Origin of the sequence: Streptomyces sp. NPDC050164, from assembly GCF_044459945.1 — a bacterium.
GTDB classification, from domain to species: Bacteria; Actinomycetota; Actinomycetes; order Streptomycetales; family Streptomycetaceae; genus Streptomyces; species Streptomyces coeruleorubidus_A.
The window spans coordinates 15,336-36,875 of record NZ_JBITJK010000008.1 but is presented as its reverse complement, the minus strand read 5'-3'; the positions used below and the strand labels follow the sequence as shown (position 1 = coordinate 36,875).

Below are 21,540 nucleotides of genomic sequence, written 5' to 3'. Positions count from 1 at the left end.
TCACGACTCCCCGGACGCCGACGGCTCCTGGCTCTCGTAGCGGGTGCGGAGCTCCTGGAGGACGCCGAAGGCGGCGGCGGTGAGCGGCACGGCGAGCAGCATCCCGAGGACACCGGCCACCGACGCCCCGGCCGTGATCGCCACCATCACCACCGCCGGGTGCATCTGCACGGTCCGGCTCTGGATCACCGGCTGGAGCACGTGCCCCTCCAGCACCTGCACCGCGAGCACCACCCCGAGCACCCACAGCGCGATGACGAACCCCCGGTCGGCGAGCGCGACCAGCACGGCCACGGCTCCCGAGATGAAGGCGCCGAGGTAGGGGATGTAGGCGCCGACGAAGACCAGCGCCCCCAGCCCGGCCGCCCCGGGCACGTCGAGGACGAGCAGTCCGACGGTGATGCACAGCGCGTCGATGAGGGCGATGAAGGTGGTGCCGCGCATGAAGCCCTCGACGGCCTGGAAGGCCCGCCGCGCCATGGCCTCCAGGGTGTCGGCCGAGCCACTCGGCGACAGGGCCCGCAGCGTCCCGGCGGCCTTGTCGGAGTCGCGCAGGAAGAAGAAGACGAGCAGCAGCGCGAGCACGGCCATGGCGATGGTCTCGCCGACCACGCTGACCCCGCTGATCACACCGGAGGCAGCCGAGCCGCCGAACTTGCCGAGGAGCTCCCGGGCGTTGGAGGCCAGGTCCTCCAGCGAGGTCCCGGCCGCCCCGAAGTGCTCGGAGATGCCCCGCGCGGCCTGCTTGAGCGAGGCGACGATCTCGTCGCCCGTGTCGATGAGTGCGGCGACCACGATGTACACGGTCCCGCCGACCACGGCGACCACCGCGACACAGGTGAGCCCGGCCGCGACCGACCGCTGCACCCCTGCCCTCACCAGCCGCCGGTGCAGGGGCCCGAGCAGGGCCGTCCCGAGCAGCGCGAGCAGCACGGGCACGACGGCGGTCCGGAACTCGTCGCACAGCCGGATCCCGACGTAGACGACTCCGGACACGAGCAGGAGGAGCGCGCACCAGGCGGCGAGACGCCGGAGGGGGTCCGGGAGGAGCGGCCTGGGGCCGGAAGCGGTCGGGTCGGTGTCCTGCACGCCTCCACCCGACCATGCCCGGGGCGGGCCGTCCCGCCGGAAAGGCCCGCTCGGGTGACGGGGCGTCAGCGCCGCCGGCCCGGTCACCGGTTCAGGTCACCCGGCTGCTGAGGTGGTCACCAATGAGGGCTGCCCACCAGGTAGGTGATGCCCGCGAGGACGGCGAGAATCAGCGCCGGGATCGCCAGCCCCTTCGCGATCGAGGTCAGTGTGTGCGTACCGCTCGCCGCCTGTCTCGTGTACTGCTCCCGCCGTGCTCCCAGATCGTGCCGGGCGAACGCGCCGACGACCAGCGCCACCGCACCGGCGATCAGACACACGGTGAGCGGTGTGAGAGCTCCGTGCTCGCTGACGTTGTCCTCGACGTTGCCGTACACCCCATCGTCGCCCCGTTCCATGACGGCCACCACCGCCGCCTGGAGGGCCAGTACGAGCGTGACGACCGCCGTGACGGCGAGGGCGAGGGCGACACCGGCAAGGGCGGGAGCGCGTCGGGACGTGGACGACTGGTCCGTTCGCGTCTGGTGTGCAGTGGTCGGGGGCGGCGTCTTGGGTGGGGGCGGGATGCGCGGGGGCTCTACGATCGCCGTGTCCCGCTTGCCGTCCGAGCCATGCGTCGTCCTCGTGGAGCCGTCCGATGGCCCGCCTCCGGGCTCGTGTGCCGGGCCTACCACCGCCTCGACGTGGATCACTGACTCGTCGGCCACACCCTTCAGCACGATGTCACCGGACAGGTGCCCCTCGGCGGCCGTGTCGACGTGGACCTCCAGACCGCTCCCGGTCGGATCGACCCGCAGCCACGACTGTGTGGGCTGGGCCACGCAGTGACGGGCGAGCAGTGGGCCGTGCATGGTCACGGACCGCTTCCGGGGGGTCGATCCCTTCGGTATCAGGCCGAAGTCCAGGTGGTCAGGGGACGGTGTCAGGCGGATCTCGCTCAAGACGTCGGACGCCAGATCGGCGATCTGCTGGATGTCGTTGCGCGCGACCTCCTCCAAGTGCTGACGCGCTCCTTCCGCCACGGGCAGCTCCGTGTGCCGCAGTCGTCTGCGCAACTCCATCACGGCGCCCTGCCGTGTAAGGACGTCGTCGCTGTTCATGGCCGCCTGCAGGGAGGGCGGCGAGGGAATGGCGACGATCTTGATGCGGCCACGCCGACTGTGCGCCAGATGCAGCTCCCCGTGCAGCTCCGCCGCCTTTTTCGGCGTCTGATGGGGGTTCTGCTCCCGTACGTGCCTGTAGACATACTCATACAGGTCGTCGAGGGAGACTTTCCCGTCCACGTCGAGGTCGGCCTCGCCGGTCTCCAGGCCCTCGACCACTGCGTGCGTGAACACCGAAGGCCGCGGAGCGGAGTTCTCGGCGAGATGGTCGCCCTCGAAGGCGTACTCCATGGAGTCGGACGCGGTGATGACGGCCCAGCCCCGCCCGCTGACCGGCTCGTCCTTCGCGAACGACTCGAGGACGTTGACCTCTCCGGAAGCGCGCACAGACGACGAGCCCCGGGAGAAGGCGCCGCCGTAGCAGCAGTCGAGGAACAAGACGGTGCGGCCCGCCCGGGTGCCGGACATGCAGCCGCGGACGAACTGGGAGGCGACAGCCGTGGCGGCCAGCAGCGGGGGCTCGGTGTCGCTCGCGGCGAAGTACAGCTCGCCGGACTCGCTCTTGAGGCCGTGGCAGGAGAAGTGCAGCAGGAGCGTGTCGGCGCGGCTGCGGTCGTTGAAGAAGCCCTGGATGCGCCTGCGCATGAGGTCGGCCGATGCGTTGTGCACGACCTCCACCTCGAAGTCGCCGATCTGCGGGTCGCGCAGCACCCTCTCGAGGGCCGCGGCGTCCTGGGCAGGGGCCTTGAGCTTCTTGAGCCCCTGGTCGGCGTACCGTTCGTTGGCGATGATCAGCGCGTGTCTGGATTCCGTCATGGCTCGGCTCCAGCCGTGGAATGGCGCTGGAGGAAGATATTGAACGCCTCCGCGACCTGATCGTCGGTCGCCTCGGACACCTCCAAGACGTCGTCGCCCAGCCGCAGGTGCAAGGACGGGTGTGTGTCATGGCGCCGGCCCATCCACGACCGGATCACGGTCAGCACCTGGCTCAGGGCGGTTGCCGAGCTGCCCAGGGACACCAGGAGGGCACCGATCGCAGTGACGTCCACGGCCCGCGCTCCGGGAGGGGCCTCCCCGCAGGTGAGCGCCGTGACGTCGTCCACGTCGAGATCGAGCAGTTCCTCGCGCAGGTAGCCGGTCAGCTCCGCGACACGTTCGGCTTCCGCGTCCTCTTCGGTGAGGAGGATTTGCAGTTTGTTCTCCACCGGCTCAGCCCCTTGGTTCAGTTCGTGCTCGGTAGGGGCGGCGCAGAGTCGGACTATCGGTGGGCTCTACGTCATCATTTACAGTTTCTGCTGCTCAGAGGAAGGTGGCAAGTCGCCGACGATGGAATGAATTTCACGGTTCAACCATAAGGTTCGTCGTTCAACTCAAGATGGCTCATCGTCGGCAACGTCCATTGTTCCTAGGGCAATTCCTCAACCGCCGCGCAGACGCTCCGTGTTGGCTGCTGCGACGGGAGCGTCACCAGGTGCTCCCGGTGACAAGGGCGGGGACGGCGCCGTCTTCGGCCTTGTCGCGCGTGCACTCTTCAGCCCTCTGTGAATGGCTCTTCCCGGCAACTGGCCGCCCCCGTACAACCGTTCAAGCCGTAGCCCGACAACGGCGAAGCCCCGTCGCAGGCCTCTGCCGCCGCACAAGAGCCCCTACGCGACCGAAGCGGCCGGCAATCAGCCGTTGCCCTGATCCACAACCCACACGTCAGCCCCGTCTGCGCTGCAGACGGGGCTGTCGCATCGCGAGAGCCAAGGCCGGTGTCAGTCCTGCGGTCCGCTCGCGGTCATTCCGTGCACCGCCGGGACCGTCCCGAGCCGGCCCTTCTGGAAGTCCTCGAAGGCCTGCATGAGTTCTTCCTTGGTGTTCATCACGAACGGGCCGTAGTGGGCCATGGGCTCACGGATCGGCTGCCCGCCGAGCAGGACGACCTCCAGATCCGGCGTGTGGGAGTCCTGCTTCTCGTCCGCGCGGACGGTCAGCGAGGATCCGGCGCCGAAGACGGCGGTCTGACCCATGTGGACCGGCCGGCGCTCGGCGCCGACGCTGCCGCGCCCGGCCAGGACGTACGCCAGCCCGTTGAAGTCCTCGCGCCACGGCAGGGTCAGCTCCGCACCCGGCGCCAGCGTCGCGTGGATCATCGTGATCGGCGTGTGCGTGATGCCGGGGCCCTGGTGCCCGTCCAGCTCACCGGCGATGACACGCAGCAGCGCGCCGCCGTCCGGGGTGCTGAGCAACTGGACCGAGCCGCCGCGGATGTCCTGGTAGCGCGGGGCCATCATCTTGTCCTTGGCCGGGAGGTTCACCCACAGCTGGAGGCCGTGGAAGAGCCCGCCCGACATGACCAGATGCTCCGGTGGCGCCTCGATGTGCAGCAGTCCCGAGCCCGCGGTCATCCACTGGGTGTCCCCGTTGGTGATGGTGCCGCCGCCGCCGTTGGAGTCCTGGTGGTCGAAGATCCCGTCGATGATGTACGTGACGGTCTCGAAGCCGCGGTGCGGGTGCCAGGGAGTGCCCTTGGGCTCGCCCGGCGCGTACTCCACCTCACCCATCTGGTCCATCATGATGAACGGGTCGAGGTGGCGGTAGTTGATCCCCGCGAACGCCCGGCGCACCGGGAAGCCCTCGCCCTCGAAACCGCTCGGAGCGGTCGTGACGGCGAGTACGGGACGTGCCACGGCGTCGGTCGGCGCGGTCACGCGGGGCAACGTCAACGGGTTCTCAGCGGTCACAGCAGGCATGTCGGTTCCTCCTCGTGTACGCCCACTTTAGTTGAGCGTTGAACTTTCTGCCACCTCAAACAGAGAAAACCGGGAGGGCATTCCCGGGCGACGGCGCAGCGAACCACGGGACACCGGCACGGCGAAAGGCCGGCACCCCCGCGATCGGGGTGCCGACCTTCGTACGTCCGCGTCAGGCGACCAGCTCGGGCTCCTCGCTCCCGGCCGTGGCGGCCTCGGGCTTGCGGTCCCGCATCACCAGCGTGGCGACGACCGCCGCGGCCAGGACACCGACCGCGCTGATCGCGAAGGTCGTCGACATCGAGGCCGTGAAGGCCTCGCGGGCCGCCCGCACCAGGCCCGTGTCGCCCCCGGCGACGGCCAGCGCCCCGCCGATGGACTCCCTGGCCTGCTCGGGAGCGCCGGCCGGCATCTGCTCCGCGTAACCACCGGAGAGCAGCGAGCCGAGGATGGCGATGCCGAGGGCGGTGCCGGACTGCTGGATGGTGTCGTTGAGGGCGGAGCCGACGCCCGCCTTCTCCTCCGGGATGGTGCCCATCAGCGCGGCCACCGCGGCCGGCATCGCCAGGCCGGCACCGAGGCCCAGGATCCCCAGCGCCACGGCCGGGACCGTGAAGCCGCTGTCGGCGCTGAGCGTGGTCAGCAGCCCGAAGGAGGCGGCCATCAGCAGCATCCCGGCGAGGATGACGAACCGGTTGCCCACCTTCACCGCGAGCTGCGCTCCGGCCGCGTTGCCGGCCAGCGCGGCCACGGCCAGCGGCAGGAAGGCCAGGCCCGCCTTGACGGCCGAGTAGCCGAGGACGAACTGGAGGTACTGGGTCAGGACCAGCAGCAGGCCGGCGTTGCCGATCTGGACGAGCGCCAGGGAGAGCGAACCCCCGCTGAAGTTGCGGTGCCTGAAGAGGACCAGCGGGACCATCGGCGAGCGGGTGACGTTCTCCCAGATCACGAAGCCGATCAGGGCGACCACCGCGACGGCGAGGACGAGGAGCGAACGGCCGCCGAACGCGCCGTGCTGCGGGATCTCGATGATCCACCACACCAGGGCCGTCATGCCCACCGCCGACAGCACCGCGCCCAGCGGATCCGGCTTCTGCCAGGGCGCCTTCGACTCCTGCATCAGCAGCACCCCGGCCAGCAGCGCCAGCGCGACGATCGGCACGTTGATCAGGAAGATCGCCTGCCAGGCGAAGTGGTCGATCAGCACACCGCCGAGGACCGGGCTGCCGACCAGCCCCAGCATCGACACCGAACCCCACGCCGCCATCGCCTTGGGCCGCTCGTCCTCGTCGAAGACGGTGATCAGGATCGACAGCGTCGAGGGCATGATCAACGCCCCGCCGACACCCATCGCGATCCGCACCGCTATCAGCTCGCCCGGGGTGGAACAGAACACCGCCCCCAGTGAGGCCGCCCCGAACAGCAGCAGGCCGATCAGCATCACCTTCCGGCGCCCGAAGCGGTCTCCCAGGCTTCCCGAGGTCAGCAGCAGCCCGACGAAGACCAGGATGTAGGAGTCGAGGATCCACTGCGTGTCCTGGGCGCTCGCCCCGATGTCCGCGGTCAGCGCGGGCACCGCGACCGTGAGCGCCATGTTGTCCACAACCAGCACGAGCGTGCTCAGGCACAGCACGATCAGGATCCACCAGCGGCGTGGATTGCGAGCGTCCATTCCAGTCCCCTCCTGCGAACACCGTTCCTTCGATGCGAACACTGTACGCACAGCCGAACGGTGTGCGCAAGGCTTGGGTTCTGTACGCTGACTGCGCACGCTGTTCGCACGAGGACGCGGAAGTCCAGCAGGAGGAGCCGATGAGCCGGAGCAAGACGACGGACAAGAACCCGATCCCGTCCGTGTGGGCCCGCGAGCAGCGCCGCGCCGACCAGCCGGCGCTCAGCCGGGAGGCGATCGTCCGCGAGGCGATCGCCATGCTCGACGCGGACGGCATCGAGGCGCTCAGCATGCGCAAGCTCGGCGCCCGTCTGAACGCCGGCGCGACCTCGCTGTACCGGCACGTCGCCACGAAGGACGAGCTGATGGAGCTCGCGGTGGACGAGGTCGCCGCCGAGATCGACGTCCCGCCGGCCGACAGCCCCGACTGGCGCGCGGCGGTGACCGAGGCCGCGGGGTCCTTCCGTACGACGGCCCTACGGCACCCCTGGCTGACCCTGGTCCTGGGCCAGGCCGGGCTCGCCTACCTCGGGCCCAACTACATGACCTTCTCCGAGCGTCTCGCGGCCCTGTTCACCGCGGCGGGGTTCCCCGAGCCGAGCCGTGCGATCGACGCCGCCTTCTCGTACGTCATCGGCATGTCCACCACGGAGGCCGCCTGGCTCACCACGGTCGCCCGCTCCGGGGAGACCGAGTCGGAGTTCGTCGCCCGTCTGCTGCCCACGGCACGGCAGGTCTCCGCCGGCTACGACCACCTGGCGGCCGCCGAAGCCACGACCGCCGCCCAGGCCGCCGACCCCGCCCGGCTCCGCGACGACAAGTTCGCGTACGGCCTGGACGTCGTCCTGGACGGCCTGGCGCTGCGCTTGGAGACGTGACCCGGGAAGTTCAGCCGTCCGGAAAGCAATGGCGTCTAGCCATACATCCGGCGCATCGCGAACTCGACCATCTGCTCGACGGCCTTCGCGTCGAACACCATGCGGTGCTCGCCCTCCATGTCCAGCACGAAGCCGTAGCCGGTCGGCAGCAGGTCCAGGACCTCGGCGCCGGTGATCACGAAGTACTTGGATTCCTTGCCCGCGTACCGGCGCAGCTCCTTGAGCGTGCTGAACATCGGGATCACCGGCTGCTGGGTGTTGTGCAGGGCGAGGAAACCGGGGTTGTCGCCGCGCGGGCAGTAGACCTTCGACGTCGCGAAGACCTGCTGGAAGTCCTCGGCGGCCATCTGCCCGGTGGTGAACGCGCGCACCGCGTCCGTCAGGGAGGGCGGGGACGGCTCGGGGTACAGCGGCGGCTGCTGTCCGTATCCGCCGGACATCGGCTGCTGCGGAGGGGCGTACTGCCCTTGCGGGCCCGCTGTCTGGTCGTAGCCGTACATGAGCGCAAGAGTACCGAGAGCGGCCGGTCGGGCGGGCCGGTACGGCGGGCCCGGCAAACCGACAGCGACTTGACAGCACCGGCTCTGTGGATCGCGGCACCCGCCGCTCGTAGCGTCGGACCATGAACGGACGCCATGACGAGGGCCCGCACGAGCACGACGGAGGCCTCTCCTACGACCTGCCCGTCCTCGCCCGCCGCCGGATGATCCGGCTGATGGCGGGCGCGAGCCTGGTCCCGCTGGTGGGCTGCACGACGGAGGAGAAGACCACGGCGTCCCCCTCCTCTTCCTCCCCTTCCTCCTCGTCCGCCGGGTGCGCGGAGATCCCCGAGGAGACGGCCGGCCCCTTCCCCGGCGACGGCTCCAACGGCGTGAACGTCCTGAAGGAGAGCGGGGTCGTCCGCAGCGACATCACACGGAGCTTCGGCGACTCCGCGGGCGGCACCGCCGAGGGCGTGCCCCTGACGATCACGCTGACCGTGGTGGACGCGGCCTCCGGCTGCGGTACCCCGAAGCAGGGCGCCGCCGTCTACGTGTGGCACTGCGACCGGGACGGCGCCTACTCCCTGTACTCCGACGGCGTCACCGAGGAGAACTACCTGCGGGGCGTCCAGGAGACGGACGAGAAGGGCCAGGTCACGTTCACGAGCATCTTCCCCGGCTGCTACCCGGGACGCTGGCCGCACATCCACTTCGAGGTCTACGGCGGCCTGGCCGACGCCACCGCCGCCACGTCGATCACCAACACCTCGCAGCTCGCCTTCCCGAAGGACGTCTGCGACGCGGTGTACGCCACGGACGGCTACGGCGACAGCGTGCGGAACCTGAGCAGCATGTCCCTGGAGGACGACGGCATCTTCAGCGACGGCCACGACCGGCAGCTGGCGACGCTGACGGGCAGTGCGCAGGACGGCTACACCGCGGCCTTGACCGTTCCGGTGTGACCTGTCACAGATGACCGGATGGGGTTGCGTCTTATTACTCGCGGGTAGCATCATCGTAGCTACTTGTTGGTACGTGAACTAGCGCGAGGATCCAGTGCCTCGCCGATCTCTCTAGGGAGCCGGGAGCCGTCGCCATGGGGCACTACAAGTCGAATCTCCGTGACATCGAGTTCAACCTCTTCGAAGTACTCGGGCGCGACAAGGTGTACGGCACCGGTCCGTTCGAGGAGATGGACGTCGAGACCGCGAAGAGCATCCTGGAGGAGTTGACCCGCCTCTCGGAGAACGAGCTGGCCGAGTCCTTCATCGACGCCGACCGCAACCCGCCGGTCTTCGACCCGGAGACCAACACCGCGCCGGTCCCGGCGTCCTTCAAGAAGAGCTACCAGGCCTTCATGGACTCCGAGTACTGGCGCCTCGGCCTGCCCGAGGAGATCGGCGGCACCACCTCGCCCCGCTCCCTGATCTGGGCCTACGCCGAGCTGATCCTGGGCGCCAACCCGGCCGTGTGGATGTACTCCTCGGGCCCGGCCTTCGCCGGCATCCTCTTCGAGGAGGGCAACGAGGTCCAGAAGCACATAGCCAAGATCGCCACGGAGAAGCAGTGGGGCTCCACGATGGTGCTCACCGAGCCCGACGCGGGCTCCGACGTGGGCGCCGGCCGCACCAAGGCCGTGCAGCAGGAGGACGGCTCCTGGCACATCGAGGGCGTGAAGCGCTTCATCACCTCCGGTGAGCACGACATGTCGGAGAACATCCTCCACTACGTGCTCGCGCGTCCCGAGGGCGCCGGCCCCGGCACCAAGGGCCTGTCCCTCTTCCTCGTCCCGAAGTACCTCTTCGACTTCGAGACCGGCGAGCTGGGCGAGCGCAACGGCGTCTACGCCACGAACGTCGAGCACAAGATGGGCCTGAAGGCCTCCAACACCTGCGAGATGACGTTCGGCGACCAGCACCCCGCCAAGGGCTGGCTGATCGGCGACAAGCACGACGGCATCCGCCAGATGTTCCGCATCATCGAGTTCGCCCGCATGATGGTCGGCACGAAGGCGATCTCCACGCTGTCCACGGGCTACCTGAACGCGCTGGAGTACGCCAAGGAGCGCGTCCAGGGCCCGGACCTGGCGAACTTCATGGACAAGACCGCGCCCAAGGTCACCGTCACCCACCACCCCGACGTGCGCCGCTCGCTGATGACGCAGAAGGCGTACGCGGAGGGCATGCGCGCCCTGGTGATGTACACCGCCTCGATCCAGGACGCGATCCAGATCAAGGAGGCCGCCGGCGAGGACGCCGCCACCGAGCACGCGCTGAACGACCTGCTGCTGCCCATCGTCAAGGGCTACGGCTCCGAGAAGGGCTACGAGCAGCTCGCCCAGTCGCTGCAGACCTTCGGCGGCTCCGGCTTCCTGCAGGAGTACCCGATCGAGCAGTACATCCGGGACTCCAAGATCGACACCCTCTACGAGGGCACCACGGCCATCCAGGGACAGGACTTCTTCTTCCGGAAGATCGTCCGCAACCAGGGCGCCGCGCTGAACTCCCTCGCCGAGGACATCAAGAAGTTCCTGGCCCTCGGCACGGGCGGCGAGGAGCTGGCCGGTGCCCGCGAGCACCTCGCCAAGGCCGCGGTCGAGCTGGAGGCCATCGTCGGCCTGATGCTCACCGACCTCGCGGCCACCGAGCAGGACGTCAAGAACATCTACAAGGTCGGGCTGAACACCACCCGCCTGCTGATGGCCTCCGGTGACGTCGTCGTCGGCTACCTGCTGCTCAAGGGCGCCGCGATCGCCGCCGAGAAGCTGGAGACCGCCTCCGCCAAGGACAAGGCCTTCTACACCGGCAAGATCGCCGCGGCCAAGTTCTTCGCCGCCAACGTCCTGCCGGGCGTCACCCTGGCCCGCAAGGTCGCCGAGGGCGTCGAGCTGGACCTGATGGAGCTGGACGAGGCCGCGTTCTAGTCCCCTCCCGTCCACTGTTCGAGGGCCTGTTCCCGTCCTACGGGAACAGGCCCTCGTCCGTCGTTAAGGTGAATGCATGACCGAACCAGCCCGCTTCGACCGCGGCCACACCGACGACCTCATGACCTTCCTCTCGGCCAGCCCGACGCCGTACCACGCCGTGGCGAGCGCAGCCGAGCGGCTGGAGAAGGCAGGCTTTCGGCAGGTCGCGGAGACGGACGCCTGGGAGGGGACGAGCGGCGGCAAGTACGTGCTGCGCGGCGGCGCCATCGTCGCCTGGTACGTCCCCGAGGGCACCGCCCCGCACACGCCGTTCCGGATCGTCGGCGCCCACACCGACTCCCCCAACCTGCGTGTCAAGCCACGCCCCGACAGCGGGGCGCACGGCTGGCGCCAGGTGGCCGTGGAGATCTACGGCGGCCCGCTGCTCAATTCCTGGCTGGACCGCGACCTGGGCCTCGCGGGCCGGCTGACCCTGCGCGACGGCTCGACGCGCCTGGTCAACGTCGACCGGCCGCTGCTGCGCGTCCCGCAGCTCGCCATCCACCTGGACCGCTCGGTGACGGCGGATGGCCTCAAGCTCGACAAGCAGCGGCACATGCAGCCGGTCTGGGGCCTGGGCAACGACGTGCGCGACGGCGACCTGATCGCCTTCCTGGAAGAGACGGCCGGCATCCCCGCGGGCGAGGTCACCGGCTGGGACCTGATGACGCACTCCGTGGAACCGCCCGCCTACCTGGGCCGCGACCGCGAACTGCTGGCCGGCCCGCGCATGGACAACCTGCTGTCCGTGCACGCCGGCACGGCGGCCCTCGCCGCTGTGGCCTCCGGCGCGTCCAAGCCGGCGTCCATCCCGGTCCTGGCCGCCTTCGACCACGAGGAGAACGGCTCCCAGTCGGACACGGGCGCGGACGGACCGCTGCTCGGCAACGTGCTGGAGCGCTCGGTGTTCGCCCGCGGCGGCTCCTACGAGGACCGGGCCCGCGCCTTCGCCGGCACGGTCTGCCTCTCCTCCGACACCGGCCACGCCGTGCACCCCAACTACGCGGAGCGGCACGACCCGACGCACCACCCGCGCGTCAACGGCGGCCCGATCCTCAAGGTCAACGTCAACAACCGCTACGCCACGGACGGTTCGGGACGCGCGGAGTTCACGGCGGCCTGCGAGGCGGCCGACGTGCCCTTCCAGTCCTTCGTCTCCAACAACTCCATGCCCTGCGGCACCACGATCGGCCCGATCACCGCCGCCCGGCACGGCATCAGGACCGTCGACATCGGCGTGGCCATCCTGTCGATGCACAGCGCGCGCGAACTGTGCGGAGCCGACGACCCGTTCCTGCTCGCGAACGCGTTGACGGCGTTCCTGGAGGGATAGAACGGGCCTTCACCGCATGGGCGTTCCCCTCGGGGGTACCCGGTGTGCGGACCGGAACGACCGGACCGTGTACAGGGAGGCGACACTCATGGGCCTCGGCGGATGCATCATCCTCATCGCCGTGGGAGCCATCCTCACGTTCGCGACCGACTGGGACATGCAGGGGGTCAACCTCGACCTGGTCGGCATCATCCTGATGATCGTCGGGCTGATCGGCGTCACGACGTTCAGCAGCATCGCCAGGCGCCGGCGCGTGGTGGTGCCACCCACGACGCAGGTCGTCGAGGACCCGGCGGCCCACCACCACCGCCGCGACGGCTACAGCGACGGGTATGGGGTCTAGCGGCGGTTACGGGTCCGGGGGCGCCCCGCCCATCTCGCCGTCCGTTCGGGCGAGCACCTACGGGATGTCCGGGGCGTGCTCCCCCCGATGACCCTCGGTGAGGACGTCCACAAGCGCAGTCCCCGGCCGTCCTTGTCCTACCGGACGGACGGCGAGATCGGAGGCCGCCCGGAACCGCGGTTCGGGCAGGTGAGAGCCGGCGGCGTTCACCAGAGGGATTCGAAGAGCCCTCCGCGTAGACGATCTGCGGCGCCCTGGCACCGTCTCACCGTCGATGTGCTCGGCGCGCTGAGCGGCGGGTGAGGCGCAGTTCGGGGCCGGGGCAGACGGAATGCCGCCTCGCAGCGCACTGGCCCTTCACCGACGTGTTCACCGAGGCCCTGGACCGACGCCAGGTGTTGGAGCCGTTTCATGGCTTGATCCGGTCGCGCAGAGAACACCCCCCGAGGGGCAACATGGGCGAGTCGACACGCTCCGAGTGTCGTGTAACGGATTCGCGTCCGGTGACGCAGAAGAAAACAGCGCGCCTATAGGAGAGAGGAAACTGACGCGAGTTGCGCTAAAGCAGCACAAAGCCGCTATTGCAGCACTACTCGCCTTTCCGTCTCTGTCGTGAAATTCACCAAGAAGAGCGATATGGCCGCGCCCAACCACCCCAGTTCTGAAATTACGGCGAGGTAATCTCGCTTGATCACCCTGCTGCCCTCGTGATATTTTCCCTACTCCGCGTAAAAGTCGGACGCGGCTTTGCATTCAGCGAAAATCACATCAGGGGGTACAAATGAAGAGATTTGGCCGGAAGAGTGGCATAGTCGCGGCATGTGCTGGCGCCGCGCTCCTTGGCGGGTTGGTGACCGCCATTCCGGCGATGGCGGCGCCGAGCGGATGTGCTGAGCCGTCCGTCAAGTTCAATGTCGTCACCGGGAGCACCCTGTGGGGGCAGTCCAAGGCGTCTTGCAATTCTGCCAAGTCGAGCACGCTGACCACTGAGATCAAGTGGGACAAGAACCTTCTTCCTGACCCGCTCACGGCGAAGAACGCGATGACGGACACGCGCAAGGACTGGACGGTCGGAGTGTCCAGCTGCGACAACGGCAACAAGCGCGGCTACTACGCGCGGGGGTACTGGAAGGGCGGCACCTACCACGACACGTCTCCCCGCGACGTCAGGGCCTGCTGACGCCTGAGAACTTTGAGAACGTAGGAAGGGCTGGGGCGTGGCAACGGTTATAGCCGATGGAATGGTGCAGCGACGCGGAAAGCGTACGGTTCTGCGGGGTGTTACTTTTTCGCTGGACAGCGGCGTGACCGCCCTTCTCGGGCCGAATGGCGCGGGAAAGACGACTCTGCTGGAAACGGTCGTCACGCTCCTGCCCCCCGCCGGTGGCGGTATTCAGGTTTTTGGCGAGGATTACAGCGACAAGAAGGCCCGGGAGCGAGCGCGGCAGCGCATTGGATATTTGCCGCAGAATTTCGGATACGTCGCGTCGTTCAGCGTTGAGGACTTCGTCTCCTACGTGGCGTGGACCAAGGGGATGAAGGGTGTGTCCGGCGCACAGGCCGTGCGCGAGGCCGTCGCCGCTGTGGGGCTGACGGACAGTGCCTCGGTACGCATGGAGAAGCTGTCCGGTGGCATGCGGCAACGGGCGGGGATCGCAGCGGCGATGGTCCACCGTCCCGACTTCCTCGTACTCGACGAACCCACCGTCGGTCTGGACCCGCGTCAGCGTTCGGACTTCCGCAAGATGGTGCGCGGCCTCGCCGACACCACGCCCGTGCTTCTGAGCACCCACCTCACTGACGACGTGTCCGCGATGTGCGACGACGTGCTGGTCCTCGAAGACGGGGACATCGTCTTCCAGGGCACCGTGCGCCAACTGGCAGCGGCCGGGGCGTCGTCCGAGGAGGGGGACACGGAGCTGGAGCGGGGCTACCACACGGTCGTCGGCCGCCGGGGCCACGGCTCCGAGGCCCAGGGCGGTGCGCGATGAGCGGTTTGCGGACCGGCATCCTGAGGGGTGCCGCACTGGAGACGCGTACCCGCTGGCACCTCTGGGCCGTCCTGGTCCTGATCTTCGTCAGTGTGTGGAACGCCTTCGGCAACCTCACTCCGGGCGTGGGTTTCTGGCCCAACGTCGTCCACTCCGTGGTGCTCTCCGGTGTCCTGAGCAGCTGTGGAATGGCCGGACTCGCGGCACTCGCGGGGGGCCGGGAGCAACAGCGCGGACTCTCCTACCTGACCGGGATGAGTTCGGTTCCCGCGTGGTGGCTGCCTGGTGCCCAGCTGCTCGCCCTGGTGGCCTGGGCGTCCCTGGCGTACGGCTCCGTCGCCGTGGCGGTCGTGGTCAGGGTGCTGTTCGAAGCACCCGCAGGTGAGATCGGGATCAGCGGGTGGCTCGCGGGTTGGTGTGCCGTCGTGGCCTGGACGGTGCTCGGATACTCTGTCGGCCGACTGTGGCCCAGTCGCTTCACCGCACCCCTCGCTGCCGTGGTGCCCTTCGCCGTCTACGTGGTGCACTACGACCTGGTCGGGCACACCGGTTACCTTCTCTTCCCCTTCCTGGACGAACTTGTCACGCCGTACGATCTGCCGCAGGACGGCCTCTATGCGGGCCAGGCCGTCTGGCTCGCCGGGGTGGCGGTGGCCGGCGCCGGTGTGTGCCTCGCCCGCCTGTTGTCGCGGCGGGCGATCATCGGGGTCGCGGTGGCCTCACTGGTCCTGGCGGTCACCGGTGTCGGGGTGCTCAGCCCTCTGCACGGACGCTTCCACCAGCCCACCCTCAGCACAGCCGAGTCCGCGCGGTTGTCGACGGTGTGCACCACCTCCCACGGCCTGGCGATCTGTGTGCACCCGGCGTTCGAGAGTGCGCTGCCCGAGTTGCGGGACACCTTCACGGACACGGCCGCTCGGCTGGCGCACACCCCGAAGCGTCTGACCCGGCTCGTCCAGCAGGAGCGCAGCGGCACCTCTGCTCCGGGCACCGCGCCGTTGTACCTCGACGATCTGCGTCCCGGCCGGGTCGAGGAAGCGCGAGAGGAGCTGATCAGCTCCTTGACGGACTTCAAGGCCTGCAACCTGACACAGGACAACCCGCGGATCGCAGCCCTGACCGAACTCGTGCAGCAGTGGCTGGCGCACGGCCGCGCGGACGCCTCAGCCGTGGCCGGACTCCCCGCGCCGACCACCGAACTACGCACGGCACAGCAGACGATCAACAAGTGGTCCAGCGGACAGGGCAGCACCTGGCTGAGCGACCACTGGGGCGCGTTCCGGACGTGCACGCTCTCGGGCGAGGACTTCCGGTGAGCCCGCGCGAAGGCGGCGGTGTCCGTGGGGCCTGCGGGCCTCTGCTGTACTGCCGCAGTCGCCGGCTGGCCGTCTCCGTCCTGCTCCTGGCGGCCGTCGCCCTCACCGCCCTTGTCCTCAACGGCGCGCTGGTGAAGGTCGGTTACTCCTCGGACCAGAACACACCTGTCACCCTGATCCTGCTCCCCGCGGTCTGCGCGGTGATCCTCTCGGCCACCGCTCACGGTTCGATGCAGCCCTGGGACGGTCTTGGCGGACCGGTGATCCGTCGCGCCAGGCTGGCCCACACCGGGCTGGCCTCCCTCGGGGCCGCGCTGGCTGCCTGGGCCCTGCTGCCGACCGACATCCTGGACGACCGGGGAGGCGCGGCCGTCGCACGGAACGTCCTCGCCCTGTGTGGCCTGGCCCTGCTGGCCGTACGCGTCATCGGGAGCTCCCTCGCCTGGTGCGTCCCGTTGCTGCTCGCAGTGGTGACCCTGACGTTGGGCATCGAGCCGCAGGTCTCCTGGCTGTGGTCCTGGCTGCTGGCAGCGAACGCGGATATGGGCGCCGCGGTGACGGCCGCGGCCCTGTGGCTCACAAGCATGGTCGTCTTCGCGCAGCACGGGGAACGCCGGTCCACCAGCCTGTGACCCGGTCAACCTCGACCTGGTCGGCATCATCCTGCTGATCGTCGGACTGATCGGCGTCACGACGTTCAGCAGCATCGCCAGGCGCCGGGGGGGGGGGGGGGGGGGGGCCCCGCCCCCCCCCGCGGGGGCCCCCCCCCCCCCCCCCCGCCCCCCCCCCCCCCCCCCCCCGCCCCCCCGCGCCCCCCCCCCCCCCCCGGCCCCCCCCCCCCCCCCCCCCCCCCCCCCGGGGGGGGGGGGGGGGGGCCCCCCCCCCCCGCGGGGGGGGGGGGCCCACCCCCCCCGCGACGGCTACAGGGACGGCTACGGGGTGTGACCCCCGCCCGGATCAGGTGTCCATCCCGGCGAGGACCAGGGGCAGCCGGTCCGTCCCCGACCCGGTGAGACGGACCGGCACGCCCCAGTCCTGCTGGTGGACGTGGCAGGCCGGGTACTCGTTGTCGGGGTCGTCGTCGCAGGACGCGGCCATCGCGGAGACGTGCAGTACGCCCTCCGTCACGGACGGGTCGAGTTCGAGGGCGCGGGAGAGGTCCGTCCCCGCGCCCTCGCCACTGCGCAGCAGCTCCGGCGGGGCGGAGGAGACCAGCAGACGCGTGGAGGGGCCGTAGCGGGTGTCCAGCTTCTGGCCCGCCGGGGCCTGGAAGATCACGTCCAACCGGAGCCGCCCGGGGGCGACTTCGGTGGCCGCCCGCTGGGTGCGGTGGGCGACCTCAGGCACCTGCACCGCCTCCTCCGGCAGCCGCAGCCTGGTCAGCCGGTGGCGGGCCGACTCCACGACCACGATGTCGTCGCCGACGAGCACCGCGTCGCTGGGCTCGCGCAGGTCCGTGGCCAGGGTGGTGACCTCGCCGGTCGCGGGGTCGTAGCGCCGCAGGGCGTGGTTGTAGGTGTCGGCGACGGCGACGGACCCGTCCGGCAGCGCGGTGACGCCCAGCGGGTGCTGGAGCAGAGCCTGTTCGGCCGCGCCGTCGCGGTGGCCGAAGTCGAACAGGCCGGTGCCGACGGCGGTGTGGACGGAGCCGGGCGGGTCCACCCAGCGCAGGGCGGACGTCTCGGAGTCGGCGAGCCAGAGACGGTCGGGAGTGGCGGCGAGGCCCGAGGGCTGCGCGAACCAGGCCTCGGCCCCCGGGCCGTCCACCAGCCCCTCGTTCGTCGTCCCGGCGGCGACCGCGACCGTGGCCTCGGCCGGGTCGTACGCCCACAGCTGGTGGACGCCGGCCATGGCGATCCAGACCTTGCCCTGCCAGAGGGCGACGTCCCAGGGGGAGGAGAGGTCGACCTCGCGGGCCGGGCCCGAGGTGGGTGAGCCCTGCCACCACTGCCGACCCGTGCCGGCGAGGGTGGTGACCTCGCCCGTGGTGAGGCGCAGCCGCCGCAGGGCGTGATTGACGGTGTCGGCGACGACCACCGACCCGTCGTCCAGCAGGGCGAGCCCCTGCGGCTCGTTGAAGCTGGCCGTGTCCGTCGGTCCGTCGGCGAACCCGCGCGTGCCGGAACCGATCCTCCGCACCACGCTCTCGCCGTCCTCGGCGAGTTCCACCAGCTGATGCCGGGTGGTGTCGCTCACCAGGAAGTTCCCGGACGGCAGCAGCAGCGCCTTGCCCGGGAACCGCAGCACGGTCGGCTCCGGCTCCGGCGGCACGTACGGACCGTCCCCTCGCCGCAGCGTCCCCTTGGCCTCGTGCTCGGCCTCCAGTTCCCCGACCAGCCGCTCGATGGCGTGCGCATGCCCCTCACCGGCGTGCTGCGCGACGACGTACCCCTCGGGGTCGATCACGACGAGCGTCGGCCAGGCCCGCACGGCGTACTGCCTCCACGTGGCCAGCTCCGGATCGTCGAGCACCGGGTGCTCCACGCCGTAGCGCTCGACGGCGTCCACCACCGCCTGGTGCTCGGCCTCGTGCACGAACTTCGGCGAGTGCACCCCGATCACCACGACCGTGTCCCGGTGCTTCTCCTCCAGCCCGCGCAGCTCGTCCAGGACATGCAGGCAGTTGATGCAGCAGAACGTCCAGAAGTCGAGGATGACGATGCGTCCTCGCAGGTCGGCGAGGGTGTACTGCTGCCCGCCCGTGTTCAGCCAGCCGCCCTTGCCGGTCAGCTCGGGGGCGCGGACGCGGGCCCGTCGGGGTGCGGAGTGGTTCATGCGTCCAGGGTGTCATCCGGCACTGACAGCCGGTCCAGCGCGTGGCCGGTCGTGGCGTCGACGTGCTCGGGCACGTCGTCGTGGCGGTCGCCGACCGTGAGGGTGCCGGTGGGTTCGAACACGAGGATCGCGGTCGGGACGGGGGCGTAGGGCTTGTGTTCGGTGCCGCGCGGGACCGTGAAGACCGAGCCCCTGGGCAGGACGACCGTGCGCTCGCCGGCCGGCTCGCGCAGGCCGATGTGGAGTTCGCCGTCGAGGACGAGGAAGAACTCGTCGGTGTGCTCGTGGACGTGCCAGACGTGCTCGCCCTCGACCTTCGCGACGCGGACGTCGTAGTCGTTGACGGCGGTGACGATGCGCGGGCTCCACTGCTCGGAGAAGGAGGCCAGGGCGTGGGCGAGGGAGACGGGTTCCTGGGTCATGAGGGGATCTTCACGGGTGCCGTGCGTCTCGCACGAGTGCTAGAAATCGCATATGCCGCAAGGATCCTCGCACCATCCGCATCGCCCGCACCAGGTCGCCGTGATCGTCGACGAGGGCACCAACCCCTTCGAGGTGGGGGTGGCCACAGAACTGTTCGGACTGCCACGGCCCGAGCTGGGGCTGCCGGGGCCGTTGTACGAGGTGACGCTGTGCACGCCCGCGCCGGAGATCCGGATGAACCACGGCTTCTTCACGCTCACGGGCGCCTTGGGCCTGGACGCCGTGGACCGGGCGGACACGCTGGTCGTGCCCGGCCGGCCGGACAACGTCGTACCGCGCGCCCCTGCCGTGCTCGACGCCATCCGGCACGCACACGCGCGTGGCGCCCGGGTCGTGAGCTTCTGCACCGGCACCTTCGCGCTCGCCGAGGCCGGACTGCTGGACGGGCGGCGGGCGGCGACCCACTGGCGCTGGGCGGACTCCTTTCGCCGGCTGCACCCGAAGGTGTTGCTGGAGCCGGACGTGCTGTTCGTGGACGAAGGCGACCTCCTCACGGCGGCGGGCAGTGCGGCAGCGCTTGATCTCGGCCTGCACATCTGGCGCCGGGACCACGGTGCCGAGATCGCCAACCACGTCTCCCGGCGGCTGGTGTTCGCCTCGCACCGGGACGGCGGGCAGCGGCAGTTCGTGGAGCGGCCGGTGCCGGACGTGCGGGACGAGTCCCTGGCACCCCTGCTGTCCTGGGCGCAGGAGCGGCTGGGCGAGCCGCTGACGGTGGCGGACCTGGCCGCACGCGCGCGTGTCAGCCCGGCCACGCTCCACCGGCGCTTCCGCGCCCAGCTCGGCACGACGCCGCTGGCGTGGCTGACCGGGGAGCGGGTGGCGCTGGCCTGCCGGCTGATCGAGCGGGGCGAGGAACGGCTGGACGTGGTGGCGGCCCGCAGCGGGCTCGGTACGGCCGCCAACCTGCGGAACCGGCTGCGGCGGGTGACCGGGCTCAGCCCGTCGGCCTATCGACGGCGTTTCGGAGCGGGCGCCGGGGAAGCCCTGGTGTCATGAGATTCCTCGTGTACGACCGGCTCCTCGGCTTCGGCGACGACTACTGGATCGAGGACGACCGCGGCACCAAGGTGTTCCTCGTCGACGGCAAGGCACTGCGCCTTCGGGACACCTGGGAGCTGAAGGACACCCAGGGGCGCGTCCTCGTCGACATCCACCAGAAGATGCTCGCCCTGCGCGACACGATGGTGCTCCAGCGGGGCGGCCAGCCGCTGGCGACGATCCGCCGCAAACGGCTGTCCCTGCTGCGCAACCACTACCGGGTGTCCCTGGCCGACGGCAACGAGCTGGACGTCAGCGGCAAGATCCTCGACCGGGAGTTCGCCGTCGAGTACGACGGGGAACTGCTGGCGGTCATCTCCCGGCGGTGGCTGACCGTACGGGACACCTACGGCGTGGAGGTCGTCCGCGAGGACGCGGATCCGGCGCTGCTGATCGCGGTGGCGGTGTGTGTGATCCACCTGGCGGAGAAGGAGCGGGAGGAGTGACGGCCCTGGGCCGGCACACCCCCTAAGGCTGCCGTCGAGGAGGCTGGAGCCCCAGCACCCGGTCCTTCAGCGCCGGGAACTGCTCCCGCGTCCTCGCGACCTTCCCCGGGTCGAACTCCACCGTCAGCACCTCCTCGTCGGCGCCCGCCTCGGCCAGCACCTCGCCCCAGGGGTCGACCACGATCGAGTGACCGGCCTGGGGAACTCCGGCGTGCGTCCCGGCCGTTCCACACCCGACGACGAACGACTGGTTCTCGACCGCCCGCGCCTGAGCCAGCAGCGTCCAGTGGGACCGGCGGCGCTCCGGCCAGCCCGCCGGGACCACGAGCGTCTCGGCACCGGCGTCGACGAGACCGCGGAAGAGCTCGGGGAAACGGAGGTCGTAACAGGTGGCGAGGCCCAGGGTGGTCATCGGCAGACGGACCGTCACCAGCTCGGCACCCGCGCCCATGAGTACGGCCTCGCCCTTGTCGAAGCCGAAGCGGTGGATCTTGCGATAGACGGCGGCGAGGTCACCGGCAGGGGAGAAGACGAGGGAGGTGTTGTAGAGCGGCCCCTCAGGATCCCGCTCCGGGATCGAGCCCGCGTGCAGCCAGACACCGGCGTCGCTCGCGGCCTTCGCCATCGCCTCGTACGTCGGCCCTTCGAGCGGCTCGGCCTCCTGCCCGAACTCCTCGTAGGCGAAGGCGCCCGTGGTCCACAGCTCCGGCAGGACGACGAGATCGGCCCCGGCCTGGTCCCGGACCATCGAGGCCACCCGCAGGCGGCGCGATTCGACCGATTCGCCCTCGTTTACGGCGATCTGGATCACAGAGGCGCGCACACTACCACCGTCCTGGCATTCGACCCGTCCACAAGGGCTTCCCCGCGGGCCTACGATCGTCACAC

The 21,540-nt window shown here is 70.0% G+C and carries 20 protein-coding genes and 1 pseudogene; 12 read left to right on the top strand and 9 right to left on the bottom strand.

Annotated elements, in window-relative coordinates; all coding sequences use genetic code 11:
• The 5 genes from ACIBNA_RS14425 to ACIBNA_RS14405 form a co-directional block, all read right to left on the bottom strand.
• Window positions 1-1,089, bottom strand: coding sequence for an AI-2E family transporter (locus tag ACIBNA_RS14425; RefSeq protein WP_399165535.1), 1,089 nt, complete (start codon window positions 1,087-1,089; stop codon window positions 1-3).
• A gap of 116 nt (window positions 1,090-1,205) precedes the next feature.
• Window positions 1,206-3,008 (bottom strand): caspase domain-containing protein, encoded by a 1,803-nt coding sequence (locus ACIBNA_RS14420; RefSeq protein ID WP_399165534.1) that lies wholly within the window; start codon window positions 3,006-3,008, stop codon window positions 1,206-1,208.
• Complete coding sequence (locus ACIBNA_RS14415; protein WP_399165533.1) at window positions 3,005-3,397, bottom strand: hypothetical protein; 393 nt, start codon at window positions 3,395-3,397, stop codon at window positions 3,005-3,007. The genes ACIBNA_RS14420 and ACIBNA_RS14415 overlap by 4 nt, the downstream gene beginning before the upstream one ends.
• Before the next feature lie 552 nt (window positions 3,398-3,949).
• The gene (locus ACIBNA_RS14410; RefSeq protein WP_274817694.1) at window positions 3,950-4,927 is read right to left on the bottom strand and encodes a pirin family protein; all 978 of its coding nucleotides are present in this window, start codon (window positions 4,925-4,927) and stop codon (window positions 3,950-3,952) included.
• Between the two features lie 172 nt (window positions 4,928-5,099).
• A complete protein-coding gene (locus ACIBNA_RS14405) occupies window positions 5,100-6,599 on the bottom strand; it encodes an MFS transporter (RefSeq protein WP_399165532.1) in 1,500 nt (499 codons plus the stop codon).
• A gap of 140 nt (window positions 6,600-6,739) precedes the next feature.
• Here ACIBNA_RS14405 and ACIBNA_RS14400 point away from each other — a divergent pair, with 140 nt between their 5' ends.
• The gene (locus ACIBNA_RS14400) at window positions 6,740-7,477 is read left to right on the top strand and encodes a TetR/AcrR family transcriptional regulator C-terminal domain-containing protein (protein ID WP_399165531.1); all 738 of its coding nucleotides are present in this window, start codon (window positions 6,740-6,742) and stop codon (window positions 7,475-7,477) included.
• Window positions 7,478-7,512: 35 nt separating this feature from the next.
• Here the strand turns inward: ACIBNA_RS14400 and ACIBNA_RS14395 are convergent, their stop codons facing one another.
• Window positions 7,513-7,977 (bottom strand): SseB family protein, encoded by a 465-nt coding sequence (locus ACIBNA_RS14395; RefSeq protein ID WP_030846788.1) that lies wholly within the window; start codon window positions 7,975-7,977, stop codon window positions 7,513-7,515.
• Window positions 7,978-8,099: 122 nt separating this feature from the next.
• On the opposite strand from ACIBNA_RS14395, the gene ACIBNA_RS14390 reads away from it, so the two are divergent.
• The 9 genes and pseudogenes from ACIBNA_RS14390 to ACIBNA_RS14350 all read left to right on the top strand — a co-directional run.
• Window positions 8,100-8,921 carry an intradiol ring-cleavage dioxygenase gene (locus tag ACIBNA_RS14390; protein ID WP_399165530.1) on the top strand — a complete coding sequence of 274 codons (822 nt, stop codon included), beginning with the start codon at window positions 8,100-8,102 and terminating at the stop codon, window positions 8,919-8,921.
• 134 nt (window positions 8,922-9,055) lie between these two features.
• Window positions 9,056-10,882, top strand: coding sequence for an acyl-CoA dehydrogenase (locus ACIBNA_RS14385; RefSeq protein ID WP_399165529.1), 1,827 nt, complete (start codon window positions 9,056-9,058; stop codon window positions 10,880-10,882).
• A gap of 76 nt (window positions 10,883-10,958) precedes the next feature.
• Window positions 10,959-12,257 (top strand): M18 family aminopeptidase, encoded by a 1,299-nt coding sequence (locus tag ACIBNA_RS14380; protein WP_399165528.1) that lies wholly within the window; start codon window positions 10,959-10,961, stop codon window positions 12,255-12,257.
• Between the two features lie 88 nt (window positions 12,258-12,345).
• Window positions 12,346-12,600, top strand: a complete 255-nt coding sequence (locus ACIBNA_RS14375; protein WP_031137490.1) for a DUF6458 family protein — start codon at window positions 12,346-12,348, stop codon at window positions 12,598-12,600.
• A gap of 850 nt (window positions 12,601-13,450) precedes the next feature.
• Window positions 13,451-13,780: a hypothetical protein gene (locus ACIBNA_RS14370; protein WP_399165527.1), complete on the top strand. Its 330-nt coding sequence runs from the start codon at window positions 13,451-13,453 to the stop codon at window positions 13,778-13,780.
• A 61-nt stretch (window positions 13,781-13,841) separates the two neighbouring features.
• Window positions 13,842-14,591, top strand: a complete 750-nt coding sequence (locus tag ACIBNA_RS14365; RefSeq protein WP_399165526.1) for an ABC transporter ATP-binding protein — start codon at window positions 13,842-13,844, stop codon at window positions 14,589-14,591.
• A complete protein-coding gene (locus ACIBNA_RS14360) occupies window positions 14,588-15,907 on the top strand; it encodes a hypothetical protein (protein ID WP_399165525.1) in 1,320 nt (439 codons plus the stop codon). The genes ACIBNA_RS14365 and ACIBNA_RS14360 overlap by 4 nt, the downstream gene beginning before the upstream one ends.
• The gene (locus tag ACIBNA_RS14355) at window positions 15,904-16,539 is read left to right on the top strand and encodes a hypothetical protein (protein ID WP_399165524.1); all 636 of its coding nucleotides are present in this window, start codon (window positions 15,904-15,906) and stop codon (window positions 16,537-16,539) included. The genes ACIBNA_RS14360 and ACIBNA_RS14355 overlap by 4 nt, the downstream gene beginning before the upstream one ends.
• A 4-nt stretch (window positions 16,540-16,543) precedes the next feature.
• A pseudogene (locus ACIBNA_RS14350) lies at window positions 16,544-16,852 on the top strand (hypothetical protein); the annotation flags it as partial.
• 12 nt (window positions 16,853-16,864) lie between these two features.
• Here the strand turns inward: ACIBNA_RS14350 and ACIBNA_RS14345 are convergent.
• On the bottom strand, window positions 16,865-18,682 hold the full coding sequence (locus ACIBNA_RS14345) for a redoxin domain-containing protein (RefSeq protein WP_399165523.1): 1,818 nt from the start codon (window positions 18,680-18,682) through the stop codon (window positions 16,865-16,867).
• Window positions 18,679-19,104 (bottom strand): cupin domain-containing protein, encoded by a 426-nt coding sequence (locus ACIBNA_RS14340; protein ID WP_399165522.1) that lies wholly within the window; start codon window positions 19,102-19,104, stop codon window positions 18,679-18,681. Before ACIBNA_RS14340 ends, ACIBNA_RS14345 begins: the two co-directional genes overlap by 4 nt.
• A gap of 52 nt (window positions 19,105-19,156) precedes the next feature.
• On the opposite strand from ACIBNA_RS14340, the gene ACIBNA_RS14335 reads away from it, so the two are divergent.
• Both ACIBNA_RS14335 and ACIBNA_RS14330 read left to right on the top strand, forming a co-directional pair.
• Window positions 19,157-20,164 carry a GlxA family transcriptional regulator gene (locus ACIBNA_RS14335; RefSeq protein WP_399165521.1) on the top strand — a complete coding sequence of 336 codons (1,008 nt, stop codon included), beginning with the start codon at window positions 19,157-19,159 and terminating at the stop codon, window positions 20,162-20,164.
• Complete coding sequence (locus tag ACIBNA_RS14330; RefSeq protein ID WP_399165520.1) at window positions 20,161-20,652, top strand: LURP-one-related/scramblase family protein; 492 nt, start codon at window positions 20,161-20,163, stop codon at window positions 20,650-20,652. The genes ACIBNA_RS14335 and ACIBNA_RS14330 overlap by 4 nt, the downstream gene beginning before the upstream one ends.
• A gap of 22 nt (window positions 20,653-20,674) precedes the next feature.
• Here the strand turns inward: ACIBNA_RS14330 and ACIBNA_RS14325 are convergent, their stop codons facing one another.
• Window positions 20,675-21,475: a carbon-nitrogen family hydrolase gene (locus ACIBNA_RS14325; protein ID WP_399165519.1), complete on the bottom strand. Its 801-nt coding sequence runs from the start codon at window positions 21,473-21,475 to the stop codon at window positions 20,675-20,677.
• Window positions 21,476-21,540: the final 65 nt, after the last annotated feature.